Below are 14,204 nucleotides of genomic sequence, written 5' to 3'. Positions count from 1 at the left end.
GATTTAAGCAGACTTTTGGACTCCGCACCGGCAAGATCGAACTACGGCTCTGCAATCTGATCACGCTCGTTCGGCTACGCGACGAGGTACGGCAATCGATGCTCGCTCGCTGGCCGAGCCGGATCTGGAAGGGCACGTCAAGCCCGCGCCGATGCCTCCTGCAGCCTGATGGAGAGAGCCATGAAACTTGTTTCAAGCGCCTTCGCCGATGGTGCAGCAATTCCGCGACGCTTTACCTGCGACGGCGAAAACCTCTCGCCACCCTTGCAATGGTCCGGCGCGCCTGCAGGGACGCGCAGTCTTGTCCTGCTCTGCGATGATCCCGATGCGCCCGCCGGAACATGGCATCATTGGGCGGTCTACGATATTCCTCCGACCGTAACGGAGCTTGCGGAGGGGGCCGGGCAGAACACAAAGAAAAATCTGGCCTTCAACGATTTTCGGAAAGCGGGCTATGGCGGCCCTTGTCCGCCGCACGGCCATGGGCCACACCACTATCACTTCCGGCTTCTTGCCCTCTCGACGGACCATCTTCGGGCACAGGCCAATGCGTCCTGCCGTGACGTAGAGCGGGAAGCACGCAAATTTGTGATCGCGGAAGCGATCCTCGTCGGTTGGTATGAGAGATAGCCGCTTACGGCTGGGTCAATTCGGGATCGGGATTCGGTCTGCGCCTTACCTGGTCCGTGAGCAAGACGCTCGGCATCGGTTCTCATGGCGCTTGCGCCGGCTTGATCGCAGGAAATCGTTTGAGAATAGCAATAACTTCGTCGTCACTGATCTGCCGAAAATCGCGGTAAAAATATCCAATCGCGCCAAGATCCCGCGGCGTTTCCAGGCAAACGATTGCATCGACTTCGGAATGCAGCTTCTCGACGGCATCAACCGGCGCCACGGGTACCGCGAGCACCAATTCCTTCGGCTGCCGCTTGCGAACGGCTCTTATTGCTGCAAGCGTCGTTGCGCCGGTCGCAATCCCGTCATCGACGATGATCGCTACTTTCCCTTTTACTTCTGACCTTGCTCGACCGCCCAGATAGCGTTGGCGTCGCCGCTCTATTTCGGCGCGCTCCTCGCTGCAGACCTGTTGGAACGTTCGCTCGCTCACGCCAGATAATTCGATAACGTCATTGTTGCAAATGACGGTCGGCTTATCGCCGTCCACGACGGCCCCCATCGCAAGCTCCGGCTGGCTTGGCAGACCGATCTTGCGGACAAGTATCAAATCAAGTGGAGCATCGAGAGAGGCGGCGATTTCCGCCGCAACCGAAACGCCGCCTCTGGGAAGCGCCAGGACCACGGGATGGCGGCTCCTGTACTTGAGAAGTTCCTTCGCCAACTTCCGACCGGCATCGGTTCTGTTCTGAAACGGCATGACGGGCGACCCTTGCAAGGTCCTACATTATCGGCCCCGACAGGCATATTGTTGATTAGCACCAAACTGGCCGCGGCCTCAATTGGTCATGGCGCTTTCCACGTTTGATCAGCAAAACCAAGCCGTGGACGAAGATGCTGACAACAACAGCGCGACCGCACTCACTCGTAAGGTAAGCTTTCTGAGCCGGCCGGAGCTACAAACCGACAGCCGACAATGTGGTAGCGCGAAACACGCCCAAAGCCGCAAACTGATAAGGATTTCAATATTTGCTCATTTGCTTATCAGTGCGAACTGACTCCATTTCTACTCATTCCTTATCAGTTACGAGATGGCTATTGCATTTGAACGGCCGCTTTGCGCTGCCAGAAGCGGCCGCTCAAGCGCTCTACAAGAGCCAGACTCCTGCTTGATCGTTATAAATAGCACGCTCGCGGTAGAGCGACGCGGAGGGTGGAGTGGCGGAGGAGCCCTCACGCTTGTTCGCCCTGTAGGGAGAACACAACGACCTTGGAACAAGGGATTGCTTATCGGACGGGATCGAGGTGGATGACGCTCAGAGCTCTAATCGTCGACCACTGGCATCTTGCCGGTGGTCGCTTACGCGCCAGAAGCGGCCATCGCTTCCCGCGTATTGACGAGATTGTTAGAATGGCGCGCTCGCGCGCGTGTTTCCTTTGCCGCAACTACTGCCGCGACCAGTACTGTCTCTCGTCTTGATCAGCCGCGTATTTCAGGCTCGGCCGAGAAGCTCTGCTCCGCCGCCCCGCGCCGGTGCCGCCGTCGGATCAAAATCGTCCGGCTTCTTGGCTATCAACGTCTGCGTCGTGAGAATTAATCCCGCTACCGATGCCGCATTGCGCACCGCGCTATAGCTCACCTTGACGGGATCGATGATGCCGGCCTGGACTAGATCAACGAGGCCTCCTGTGCGGGCATCGAGGCCAACGCCATTAAGCGATTTTGCCACCTTGTTGACGTAGGTCTTGCCGTCCAGACCGCAATTGGCGGCAATCCGGAAAAGCGGTTGCATCAGGGCCTGCTGCAGAAGTTCTGCGCCTTGCCGCGCGCTGCCGGTGAGGCTGGCGATCAGCGGATCCAGCGCCGGCGCAGCACGCACCAGGGCGACGCCGCCGCCCGGCACGACACCCTCTTCGAGCGCGGCGCGCGTGGCGTTAATCGAATCCTCGATCAATTGCACACGTCGCTTCTGCTCGACGGGAGTTGCGCCGCCGGCGAGAATGATGGCCGTACCGCCCGCGAGCTTTGCCAGCCGCTCCTGAAACTTGTCGCGCTCGATGTTCTCCGGCGCGGCGTCATATTGCCGCTTGATCTGTTCGCGCCGGGCGTCGATGGCAACTTGATTGCCATTGCCTGCGGTGATCAGCGTTCGTTCAGCCGAGATCCGCACCTGGCGCGCGCTGCCGAGATCGGCGAATCCGCACTTGTCGACACTGCCACCGAGATCGCGGGCGATGACCTTTCCCCCCGTCGTGATCGCGATATCCTCAAGCAGGGCCTTGCGCCAGTGTCCGTATTCCGGTGGATGAATGGCCGCAACCCTGAGCTGGTCGCGCTCGCGCCGTGCCAGCATGTCGATGATGCAGGACGGGGCCACCTCATCGGCGATCAGCAGCAGCGGCCGTCCGCTCTTCGCTATCAATCCATAAGCCGTCGTCAACTCGGCTGGCGACAGGATCTTGTGGTCCGTCATCAGAATGTAGGGATTATCGAGCACGACCTGCATCCTCTCGACATCCGTCACCATGTGATGGGACAGATAGCCGCGGTCGAACGCCATGCCCTCGACAACCTCCAGGACGGTGTTGACGCCGATGCCAAATTGCACGTCGACGATGCCCTGCGCCCCAGCCCGTTCAAAGGCTTCAGCGACAAGATTTCCAAGCGCGACATCGTTGGCGGCAACGCGCGCGATCGCCCGCACACCCTCGCCGCCCTGTAGCTGCTTTGCCTCTCGTTTCAGGGTTGCGATGGTCGCCTCGACGGCCGCTTCGATGCCATGAACCAGTTCCACCGGATTGGCGCCACCAGCGAGGCACGCAAGCCCCTGCTGAACAAGCGCATCCGCCAGCACCGTCGCTGTCGTGGTGCCATCGCCGGCGACCTCGTTGGTCTGCCGGGACACCTCGCGCACGATCTGCGCGCCCATGTTCTCGAACGGACATTCGAGTTCGATCTCGTCGGCTATACTTACGCCGTCGCGGGAGACGATCGGCGTGCCGATCGGCCGATCCATGATCGCGTTCATACCCTGCGGTCCCAGCGTCGCCGCGACAGCCCGCGCCAGTTTTGCAACCCCGCGGCCCAGGGCCTCGCGCGCGGCTTCGTCGTGCAGCATCATCTTTGGCATTGATTTCCTCCCGATTTTTGTTGCCGTTGGCTTCCGGCGCCCCGCTAAGACGGATTCACCTTGGGACGCTCGGGCAAAGGGGTCGTCATGTCGAAGCGCGCCGACAACAGGCCACGGCACAAGGCGCCGTTGAACTCGGCGTTGACACCGACGCGCCGCAGGCCTCTGACATAAACCTCGAGGCCCTCGGCCGGGAGACGCCGCCCCTCCGCCGACAGGAATGCCGGCGCATCCGGGCTGCACGGTCCAACGATCTCGCGCCGCTCCAGATAGCGCCCCACCAGGTCTTGGCCTTCCTTTTCGACAACCAGCGCCTGGACATCGGCAAGGATCATCGTGACAAGTTGTTCCGCCGTGTAACCCCGAGCCATCAGCTGACTCAGCAGTGCTTCCTGGCGGCGCTGAAACGCCTTCAGGAGAAAGGTGCGACGCACTTCACTCAAATCTGCGGTTGCCTCGCTGCCGAAGGTTTCCTGGAACGACAGGCCCTGCGAAATACCGCAGTTGATCTTGTCGGCATACATGTGCTCGCCAAGAACGACGCTCGCACCGCGAACCCATGGCAAGGCGCTCACGGCCGCACGCATATCGTCCGCCATCATGAAGGCGAAGTTGGCGGCGCACCAATAGGTCGGTAGACGGAACTGGATGTGGACATGGTCGATGGCATCCACCTCCACGCTAGTGACGAAGCCGAGTTCTGTCACCGACTCGTCGAGTTCCGGGTCGGTCACATGGTGTAGCCGATCCCAGATCTCGGACGTACGACCGGCATATGGTCCGCTGGCAACGGTCATGATGCGGCCGCCAGAGGAGCCTTCTGCTTCTGCGCCGCGATATCGACGTCGTAGAGGCGCGCCGCATTCAGCCCAAGAATTTTCTTCTTCGCGGTCAGCGACAACGACACGCCGGTCTCCTTGGCCACATCGTCCGGCAGCTCGAAGGCCATGAATTTCTCGATCAGCCATTTCGGCGTCCAAATGCCGTAATCGCTGCCGTAAAGCAGCTTATCCTCGCCGAGCCAGAACAGCAGCTCGGAAATGACGTGAGCAAAATAGCCCGGCCGCGTATGAATGAACGGCAGCGCGACGGCAAGACCACCATAGACGTTGGTCTCCTGCGTGGCGATCCAGCAGAAATCGTCCAGCCGCGGCAGGCCGCAATGCTCGATGATGAAGTTCAGGTTCTGGAAGGATGTCGCGACATCATCCACGTCGGCGACATCGAAGGCGTCGCGGTTCAGGGGCAAAATCGTCGGCCCCTTATGAACATGAATGTTCTTGATTCCGAGCTTCACTGCTTCTTCCAGGAACCGGTAGGACGCCGGATCGGTCAGCTTGTAGCCTTTGGAGTCTCCCTTCCATTCGGCGGTATACAGCTTGACGCCCTTCAGATGGTATTTCTCCGCGTCCGCGCGCAGCTGATCGAGGCCTCGCTCGCCGTCCCGCGGATCGAACGCGCCATTGATGATGAAGCGGTTGGGATAGGCCTTCTTCATCGCATAGTTGCGCTCGATGTTGTTGAAGCCCTTCTTGTAGAAGTCGGACAGGTAGGTCGATTGCAAGATCGCCATATCGTCATAGCCATGCACAAAGAGATCGTCGTGCATGGTCTGCGCATCGTACTTTTCAAACTTCTCCTTCGGCCACAGCCATTCCTTCGGGCTGAGATTTGAGTGATAGGCGTAGAAGCAATCGATGAATTGCTTGCCGTGTACATTCTTTTGGTTTTGCGGGCTGCCGTCCCAGAAATGAGTATGCCCGTCGATCACAAAGATCTCTTCGCCGTCCTTGGTCTTAAACATGTTGTTTCTCCCCTATCCTGATTTTCACCCGGCCCATGCGGTGTTGCCGGGCGAGCCAATCGATGCCGCGTCAGCCAGTCGCCATGAACGCCTATTCGTAAGCAAGGGCATCGTTCATGTCGCCGAATAGCGCGACGGTATTGTCGTCGATCATCACCATCCTGCCGTAGTGCGTTGACGTCGAAATCTCGAACAAATGCGGCGTCATGACGCGGCCGAGCGCCTCGGAAATCTCCGCCATGTCGAACAGGATTTTGCCGTTACCATCGATCCGGATCATCGCCGGCATATAGGTGACGGTTATTCCGGCTTTGTCCGCCATGACCTCGGCGATGACGCGCGCCTCGACGCTGTCGTTCATGGTCACACCGCATTGATGGGAAATCGTCCCCTCGAAACGGACGTCCTTCATCGATTTGAAAATGTTGGCCTGGTGTTGGGACATCGCTGCCTCCTTCTCTGTTGACGGGATTGCGGGTTGATTAGGCGGTGAGCGAAGCAAGCGCCCGGATACCGACCTCGGTGGTGATGGTCTTGATACGGTTCTTGGCTGCCGCCAGCGCATCGGCAAAGCTGGACACCTTCACCCGTGGCTGCGACCAGATCGGCTGCAGATTCTTCGCGGCCTCGAGCGCAAGCGCCCCATGCTCGGCGAGCCAGCCGTTGAATACGCCCTGGTTGTGAGCCGCGAACTCCGGTTCGTGGGCCAGGATATGGAACAGCTCCACCGCATTGGCGAGATTGCGCTCGTAGTCGGCCTCGGCGGCCGAGACCACCGCCGGCGTGATGAAGTCGCCCTGCGCGGCAGCCAACTGCATGATGAAGCCGCTGCGAAACAGTTCGCCGACGAGCGGCTCGAACACCAGATTGATCGCGAAGTATTGTTCGAGATAATCGGTCGCGCCCATGATCGACTCGATGGACTTGCGCGTGCCCTGCCAGACCGGATCCTCCAGCCAGTGCTTCTTGCCCGCGGCGGTATCGAGTGTCGGACCGATGTCGATCCCGAGCTCGGCCAGATAGAGCGTGAGATCCTGGGCAAAGCGCAGCTTGTAGGAGGAGTTGGTCAACACGGCATTGTTGATCATCTGGGTATAGCCGTAACGCTGCGCCTGCATCGTCGCGGTGCCGAGGCCGAATTCGGCGTGCTTGTAGGCGCCGAGATGATCCTGTAGAACCTTGATCCAGGTCTTGTCGAAGCGCGATGCCGCGCCGGACTTGCGACCATTATCGATCACGTTCTGGATCATGCCGCAGATTGTCGATTGACGCTGGTAATGGGTGCGCTCCCACTCCTGATCGATGGCGCGGAACTTGTGCCAGTTCGAACTTTTGGCGGCGGTCGAGTCTTTTGAATAGGCTGGGCGTCCGTCGCCGAAGGAGATGATCCAGTCCTGCAACAAATAGCGTTCCGGGTCGGGCTGAACGTCGACGGTCATGTCTTCATAATGCGTCGCCTTGCGGCCTTTCGGTTCGTAGTAATTGTACTTCCGGCTTTCGGAACCGGCGAAGATTGCCGCACCCGCGGCTCCCGACTTCTGTGGTGCAGTTTGGACTTGAGCGCTCATGGTATCCTCCTCGGATTTCTTGGTTATCGTCGTATGTGGTCCTGAGTGTGGTCTGGGCTTGTTCAGGCGTTCTCATCGCGTAGGCTGTGTGAACTTGTCGAAGTAGATACGATCCGGCTCGACCCCGGCCATCTGCAGAACCGGCAGAACGGCGTCGATCATCTGCGGCGGACCGCACGAATAGCTGTCGATCTCGCCGGTCAGTTGCTCTTGCCGAAGATGCCGGCCCACGGCTTCGTGGATGAAGCCGGTCTCGCCGTGCCACTCGTCGGAGGGCTGCGCGTGCGACAGCGCCGGAATAAATTTGAAGTCGGGAAGCTTGCTCGAGATGGCCGCCAACTCGTCCAGCAGGAACAGGTCCGCGCGCGTGCGCGCCCCATAGAAGAAACGGATCGGCCGCTGTTCGCCGCTCTCGATATGATCGGCGAGAATCGACCTTAACGGCGACATGCCGGAGCCCCCGCCGACCAGGATCATGGGGCCGGAGCGCTCCTCGCGGCGAAAACACGTGCCGTACGGTCCCTTGGCGACAAGCTTGTCGCCGGGCTTCAAGTCACCGTCGAGCAGCGAGGAGAACGCGCCATCGGGATATTTCTTGATGATGAAATGAAGCGTCGTCGGACTGTTGGGCGCGCTTGCCATCGAGAAGGCGCGCGTGATGCCCTTTTCCGGAACCGTCAGATCGACATACTGTCCGGCCCAGAAGCGCAGCGGCTTTTCGAGCTCGACCTCGAGCTGGCGGATATCGTGGGTCAGCGCCCGGACGCCGACGACCCGCGCATCGAATTCCTTGACCGCGATGGAGCGGCTCAACAGATCTTCGTCGTAATTCAGAAGTTCGACGGTCAGATCGCTGAAGGCGTGTGTCCGGCATAGCAGAACGTGGTTGGTCTCGCTTTCATAATCCGGCAGCGCGAACGTCGAGTATTTGAGAAGCTCGATGTCGCCGTCGAGCAGGCGGGACTTGCAACTGCCACATTGACCTTCCTTGCAGCCGTGCATCAGTGAGATGCCCTGCCGGAACGCTGCATCGAGCACGGTCTCGCCCTCTTCAACTTCCATTTCGACGCCGAGCGGCTCGAAACGGACGGTATGAATTGCTGGTGCCGGCATGGGGTCTCCCTGGGATGGTTCCCAAAGCTCTTGGTGTTCCTGGTGCGGATCGACGGTGCCCGCTTGGGGTGGTCCGGGAGCCGCCTTGGCGGCTCCCGGTGCAGCGTCAGTTCGATGGAGCGTCAGTTGAACGGCCGGATCTTGAAGCCCTTGCGATATTCCGCGAGCGACTTCTCACGATCCGCCGGACTCAGTTCCCGCAGCAGCCGCAATGGGCTCTGCAGGGTGTGACCGCGCACATGGTCGAGCGTCCACATTTCCTTGTCGTCGAAGCGCAAATGCGGTTGCGGCACCAGCGTCTTGCCGTCCGGGCGAACGAAGCCGAGGTCCTTGATGGCGTCGGCGAGGTCCCAGCCGTGGTAGCAATCCTCCCACTCGCGCCGGCCGCTGAAGCGGCCCATCGCCGGCGTTGGACGGCCCTCGTACTCGGCCGCAAACGCCACCTTATGGGTCCAGGCACATTGCTTGGAGCAATAGGTGTAGACCTTGCCATCCACTTCGTCGCAAACGATGTCTTCGCGGATCAGGCACGGCACCATGCAGCTCCAGCACCGGTGCGGATAGACGTAGCCGTTCTCCTGGTCGAACAGGATGTTGGTCTCACCCGGCTTGCTCTTCCTGCCGTACCATTTCCAGTAGTCGCCGAACTCGGCGTACCAGCCCGGATATTTGTGCTCGAACCACTCGAAATCTTTCTCGGTCTGAGCCTCGATGCGCCAGAAATTGACCGGCCAGCCGACCGAGAAGAACTGAGCAACCTTGTGGACGTAGTTCTTCTTGACGATGCGATCCCACGCTTCGGAGACGTCGTCATGGTGGATCTTGATGCCGTATTTCTCGAGCGGCAGCATGTAGGTCCGGTAGTAGTCTTCATAAATCCAGCGGTGCCAGAGCTCCGCATAGGATTCCTTGTTCTTGTCGCGATTGGTGGTGCCGTACTCGATGAACGTACCAATGGCGGCATCGACGATGGCGTGGTTCTGCCAGAACGCGTATTTCAGATCCCGCTCGAGCAAGAGATGGTTGTCGGGATTGTTGATCATCGACATCAGCATCGAATGACCGTTGCCGATATGGCGCGATTCGTCCGACTGCACCGACAGGAACACCGTCGGAAGCGCGTAGTCGCCGTTGCGTGCGGCCTCGGAGGGCATCGCGACAAAGAGGGTGTTGGTAAAGGCCGTCTCCGCGACGACCGTCAGATAGACGTTGGCCGAGGTGATGGCGTCGCCGGTGATGAAGCCTTCGGCGAACTGCCGGCCGATCGTGGTCGCATAGCACTTGCCGAACGCGGCTTCGGTGATGTCGAAGCCTGCCGGGTCGATGTAGTTCTCCATGTACCATTTCTTGAGGTTCATCTGGATCGTCGAATGCCGGAATTCGTCGACCATCTGCATGGTGAAGCCGGTACGTAGCTCCTCGCCGGGTGCAAGCCGCCCGACCATGGCCATCGAACGCGCCGCCGAAATCTCCGGGAACGGAATGATCGCCAGGAACAGCTTCATCCACTCGACCCAGCGCGGCTCGACATTGCGGAACATGTCGCCACGCAGCGCCGCATCGAGTGCGCCGTAGACGCGGTTGTCCTTTTCCTCCTGCATCGGGAAGTAGGACCGCAGGACCTGTTTCATCGGGTCCCTGGCGACTTTCGAGATCTTGTAGTCGGTCGGGAAGGTCATCGCTTCCTGAACGTAGCTCGGTGTCCAGCCGAGATCGGCGACGCGGTTCGCGGCCTCCGTAATACCGATACCCTTCTGTGCCGTTATCTTGTTGAGCGTGAGACTGGCCGTCATTTAGCTTCTCCCTATCTGTGGCGTTAGCGTCGCTTCCATGTGAGATCGTTGTTGCGGACGACGTCCGCGGTATCCTCACCGATCGGCTTGCGGCCTCACGGCTGTCTTCGGTGAGCCGATCGTCAGGCCGGCTTCGCCCCTTTCATCCACTCGCCAATCGTCGGTTCCGATGGCTTGGCGAGCTCTTTTCCCTCGACAAGAAATCGCGCCAGCAGCACCAGGGCCCCTATTGCGAAATCCTTGCCGTGGGCGGCGATCATGTCCTCGCCGATCACGGCGAGACGCTTGAAAAATTCGTCCTTCGAACGCTCCTCGTCGGTCTGAATGGGAGCTTCCATGGTATTGGCGTCAGCCATCGAAATCCTCCTTGGTGTTCGGCTCGTCGGCAGCGGCATCGAATGCGGCAAGCGTCGCGGTCAACCAATCGCGCTCGGCGGCGAGCCTGTGCTCTTCCTCGTCGATGACCGCGAGGCGCTCGTCGCACTCCGCAATCGCCGCCTGTGAAGACGGTGGCGCACCGGGCAGCGCCGCTGCGCGCACCGCCAATTTGCGTTCGATCTCCACGCCGTGCCGCTGATTGTCGCAGCGCAACTGGCGCGCGTTGTTGTCGATCAATCCCATCACCATCTCGTGCCGCGCCATCATGCGCGCCTTGTCGTCACGTTGGGATTCCATCTCGTCACCCTCCGGGACGGCCGGGCTCCGCGCCGTGAAACAGCTCGACGATGAACTGCATCGCATGGCGCACTCCAGCGCCGTATTGCTCGCGATCATGGGATAAGCACCGCGCGTCCGGGCACACGGCCGTGATGAAGATCATGAAGCGCGTCGTTGGCTGCGCTCAGCGGATATTCGCGCGTCTTCAGATCGACCAGACCGCGGTCCGCCAATGCCATGAGTTCGACAAGCTCGGCGTAGGTCCCGACAAGATTGCCGACGATGGTCTTTTCGGACGTAATCATGTCGATGGTCGGAATGTCGATACGTCCGCCGTAACCGACGATGTAATAGAAGCCGGCGTTCCTCGTCATCGCCAGGCTCTTGGCGATTGCATCACCCTCTCCGACGAAGTCGATGACGGCTTCCGCTCCGCGGCCCCCGGTCAATGACAGGACTGCTTCGACCTCGTTGCCGTCCGCGTTCACCACATGATGCGCGCCGCAACCGCGGGCGAGTTCGAGCGCGCCCGGCGCGCGATCAAGCACGATGATCTCGGCCGCACATAAAGCTTTCAAAACCTGGATGCCGATATGCCCGAGACCGCCGGCTCCGATAATCACTGCGTACTGGCCGGGCAGGAGATGGCGCGAGGCTTTCTTAGCGGCGCGATAGGCCGTGAGACCGGCGTCGGTGTAGGGGGCGACGTCCTTGGGCGCGAGCGTCTTCGGGAGCTTGATCAGACTGCGCGCGCCGGTCAGAAGAATCTGGGCATAGCCGCCATTGGCATTGATCCCCGGAAAGACGCTCTCCTCGGCGTGCATGTCATCGCCGCGACGACACGCCAGGCAATGGCCGCTGGTGACGAGTGGATGGCAGATCACCGGGTCGCCTTTCTTGAACCCGGTGACGCCCTTGCCGACCTCTTCAACCCAGCCGGCGTTCTCGTGCCCCATGATGTAAGGCAGATTGACGTTGGATTTTTCACGCCAGATGCCTTCGACGATATGGAGATCGGTTCTGCAAACGCCGGCACCGCCGATACGGACGATCACGTCCGTGGGATTCTCAAGGCGCGGATCGACGACGTCTTCGTAGCTGACGAATTCCTTGGCGCTCAGGGTTTCGTCGTACCGATGCAGGACGGCGGCTTTCATCTCCCGGTTCCTTCTTTTTTCCGCCGCCCCAGCGCGGCTTCGACATTTTCTCCTCCCTGATCAGCAACTGCCGTGCCAGCGCATCAACGCCTTGAAATTCCAGCGCAATGCTTAAAGACGACTACCGGGACTGTTGCACCGATGAACAATTTTCCGAGCAACGATGTTGAGCCGCGGAACATCATGCGACGCAGCATATTTCGGCCTTTGATATTTCTCGCGCGCGGGTAAGGTGATGATCACGATGTCCGGCCGAGACCGACAAGATTGGCGCGAGAGCCGACGCGGTCTTCAGAGAAACATCCGCGGAGGAAAAAACATGCTGTCCACGGAGGAGCGCGTCGCACTTGCGCGTCGCGAGCTAGAACGGCACGGCACGGTTCCTGCCGAACTGTTGTCGCCGGATATTCTGGAAAGCTGGAAGCGCTGCGCCGACGTCCAATTGGATCCCCGCCGCCCGCCACCGCTTCAGATAGAAGGAGCTGCAGTGCTGCGGGCGGCGCGACAGCGGCATGAACTCGTGTTGCGGCTCGCCATGGCGGAAATGCACAGCCTTCACAGCCAGATCGCCGGAACGAATTTCGTGATCGCCTTCGCATCGCCTGACGGCATGTTGCTGGATATGGTTGCCGACGACAGCTTTCGGACGTCGGTGCATGGCGCTTCGATCAGGCCTGGCGCCGTCTGGTCGGAGGCCCGTTGCGGAACCAATGCATTGGGGACCGCTTCCATCGTGCGCCGCCAGGTTCTTGTCCATGGCGCCGAACATTACTTTCCACGTTTCGGCGGCCTCACCTGTGTCGCATCACCGGTCTTTACCCCCAATGGATCCTTGGCGGGTGTGCTGGATGCGTCGTCGGACTGCCGATCGCGTCAGGAACACACCCAGGCGCTCGTGGCCATGGCCGCGGCGCAGATCGAGAACGGCCTGTTTCGCCGCCAACACGAGAACGACCTGCTGATCGCGTTCCATAGCCGGAGCGAATACGTGCATACGCTCAGCGCCGGATTGCTCGCTGTCGATCGCGAGGGTCGGGTGCTGGCATTGAACGGACGTGCCAAGAACCTGCTGCAGGGTCTAACCACTACCCCCGGACAGCGCTTCGAGGAATTATTCCTGACACCCTTCCAATCCTTCCTCTCGGAAAGCCGCAGGCAGGAGCACCAGCGGTTGGAGGACGCGGTAGGGAGCGCGTTTGTCGCGACGATCGAGAACCTCCGTTCGACCGAGATGCCGCGGCGGGCTGCAGCGCCCAAACCGGCGGTGACCGGCTTCGTCGCCCACGATCCGGCGGTGCAGGCGATCGTACGTCAGGTCGAGACCGCAGCGGCCCGCAAGATGCCGATCCTGATCCGTGGCGAGACCGGCACCGGCAAGGAACAGCTCGCCCGCCACGCCCACGCCGCCAGCGGACGTAGCGGCGCCTTCGTCCCCGTCAACTGCGCCGCGCTTCCCGAGAGCCTCGTCGAGGCGGAACTATTCGGCTATGCCGAGGGCTCCTTTACCGGCGCGCGGCGCGGCGGCGCCATTGGCCTCGTCAAGGAGGCCGACGGCGGAACCCTGTTCCTCGACGAAATCGGCGATATGCCCGTCACATTGCAAGCGGTGCTGCTCCGCCTGCTCGACGACTGGACCGTGCGTCCGATCGGCGGCGCCCGCGCCAAGGTCGACGTCTTTCTTGTCTCCGCCACCAACGCCACCCTCGACAAGGCCATCCTCGAAGGACGCTTCCGCTCCGACCTACTCTACCGCCTCAATACCCTCGAGGTCACGCTGCCGCGGCTGCAGGATCGCACCGACTTCGACGCCATCGTCCACCATTTGCTCAGCGCCATCGATCCGGATTGCGAAATCACCTCGGCCACCATCGCCAACCTCGCGGCGCGGCCCTGGCCCGGCAACATCCGCGAATTGCGCAACATGCTGGCACGCTTCACCCTTGCCGCCACCGACGGCTTTATCGACGAGGCCGCGGTCGGAGCCATGATCGGCCCGCCTCCGCACAAGACCTCCGGCTCGCTGCAGGACATCCAGCGCGCCCGCGTCCTCGCCGTCCACTCCGAGACCGCCGGCAACATCAGCGAAACCGCACGACGTCTCGGTATCTCAAGAAATACCGTCTATCGGGCGCTCGGCCAAAGCCGCCGGGACAGCGGCCCATAGCCATCGCTGCCCTATATGTGACGGCCGCCAGCCACCGGATTGCAGCACGGACTTTATTGAAAACATCGTCCTGGTAGCCCCGGTCTCCTTTGCAGCACGCAGACAAGGAGTATAGGCTGTGCCGATAGGCGACATGAAAGAAACGCCTGCTAAAGCCGGGAAGTAAACGCGGGATAGGTTGTCTGATCGGATGACGCCGTGG

General features: G+C 60.7%; 13 protein-coding genes. 2 read left to right on the top strand and 11 right to left on the bottom strand.

Annotation, left to right across the window (positions count from 1 at the left end; all coding sequences use genetic code 11):
- Positions 1-180: 180 nt before the first annotated feature.
- On the top strand, positions 181-630 hold the full coding sequence (locus V1289_RS25145) for a YbhB/YbcL family Raf kinase inhibitor-like protein (protein WP_334399735.1): 450 nt from the start codon (positions 181-183) through the stop codon (positions 628-630).
- 82 nt (positions 631-712) lie between these two features.
- Here the strand turns inward: V1289_RS25145 and V1289_RS25140 are convergent, their stop codons facing one another.
- From V1289_RS25140 to V1289_RS25090, 11 genes are all read right to left on the bottom strand, one after another.
- Positions 713-1,375, bottom strand: coding sequence for a phosphoribosyltransferase (locus V1289_RS25140; protein WP_334399733.1), 663 nt, complete (start codon positions 1,373-1,375; stop codon positions 713-715).
- A gap of 733 nt (positions 1,376-2,108) precedes the next feature.
- Positions 2,109-3,746, bottom strand: a complete 1,638-nt coding sequence (locus V1289_RS25135) for a molecular chaperone GroEL (RefSeq protein ID WP_309178493.1) — start codon at positions 3,744-3,746, stop codon at positions 2,109-2,111.
- A 44-nt stretch (positions 3,747-3,790) separates the two neighbouring features.
- On the bottom strand, positions 3,791-4,543 hold the full coding sequence (locus tag V1289_RS25130) for a metal-sulfur cluster assembly factor (protein ID WP_309178494.1): 753 nt from the start codon (positions 4,541-4,543) through the stop codon (positions 3,791-3,793).
- Positions 4,540-5,550, bottom strand: coding sequence for an amidohydrolase family protein (locus tag V1289_RS25125; protein WP_334399729.1), 1,011 nt, complete (start codon positions 5,548-5,550; stop codon positions 4,540-4,542). Before V1289_RS25125 ends, V1289_RS25130 begins: the two co-directional genes overlap by 4 nt.
- A gap of 91 nt (positions 5,551-5,641) precedes the next feature.
- Entirely contained in the window at positions 5,642-5,995 is a 354-nt protein-coding gene (locus V1289_RS25120) for an MmoB/DmpM family protein (protein ID WP_309178496.1), read from the bottom strand.
- 37 nt (positions 5,996-6,032) lie between these two features.
- A complete protein-coding gene (locus V1289_RS25115) occupies positions 6,033-7,118 on the bottom strand; it encodes an aromatic/alkene monooxygenase hydroxylase subunit beta (RefSeq protein WP_334399727.1) in 1,086 nt (361 codons plus the stop codon).
- Between the two features lie 72 nt (positions 7,119-7,190).
- The gene (locus tag V1289_RS25110) at positions 7,191-8,231 is read right to left on the bottom strand and encodes an FAD-binding oxidoreductase (RefSeq protein ID WP_334399725.1); all 1,041 of its coding nucleotides are present in this window, start codon (positions 8,229-8,231) and stop codon (positions 7,191-7,193) included.
- A 122-nt stretch (positions 8,232-8,353) separates the two neighbouring features.
- Positions 8,354-10,024, bottom strand: a complete 1,671-nt coding sequence (locus V1289_RS25105; RefSeq protein ID WP_309178500.1) for an aromatic/alkene/methane monooxygenase hydroxylase/oxygenase subunit alpha — start codon at positions 10,022-10,024, stop codon at positions 8,354-8,356.
- A 122-nt stretch (positions 10,025-10,146) separates the two neighbouring features.
- Positions 10,147-10,380 carry a hypothetical protein gene (locus V1289_RS25100; protein ID WP_309178501.1) on the bottom strand — a complete coding sequence of 78 codons (234 nt, stop codon included), beginning with the start codon at positions 10,378-10,380 and terminating at the stop codon, positions 10,147-10,149.
- Positions 10,373-10,699, bottom strand: coding sequence for a hypothetical protein (locus V1289_RS25095; protein WP_334399722.1), 327 nt, complete (start codon positions 10,697-10,699; stop codon positions 10,373-10,375). The genes V1289_RS25100 and V1289_RS25095 overlap by 8 nt, the downstream gene beginning before the upstream one ends.
- A 95-nt stretch (positions 10,700-10,794) precedes the next feature.
- Entirely contained in the window at positions 10,795-11,838 is a 1,044-nt protein-coding gene (locus tag V1289_RS25090) for an NAD(P)-dependent alcohol dehydrogenase (RefSeq protein WP_334399720.1), read from the bottom strand.
- Between the two features lie 319 nt (positions 11,839-12,157).
- On the opposite strand from V1289_RS25090, the gene V1289_RS25085 reads away from it, so the two are divergent.
- Positions 12,158-14,002: a sigma-54-dependent Fis family transcriptional regulator gene (locus tag V1289_RS25085; RefSeq protein WP_334399718.1), complete on the top strand. Its 1,845-nt coding sequence runs from the start codon at positions 12,158-12,160 to the stop codon at positions 14,000-14,002.
- The last annotated feature ends 202 nt before the right edge of the window (positions 14,003-14,204 follow it).

It is taken from the genome of Bradyrhizobium sp. AZCC 2289 (genome assembly GCF_036924615.1).
Taxonomy (GTDB): Bacteria; Pseudomonadota; Alphaproteobacteria; order Rhizobiales; family Xanthobacteraceae; genus Bradyrhizobium.
The sequence above is the reverse complement of the archived record's forward strand: the minus strand, read 5'-3'. Positions and strand labels throughout refer to the sequence as shown.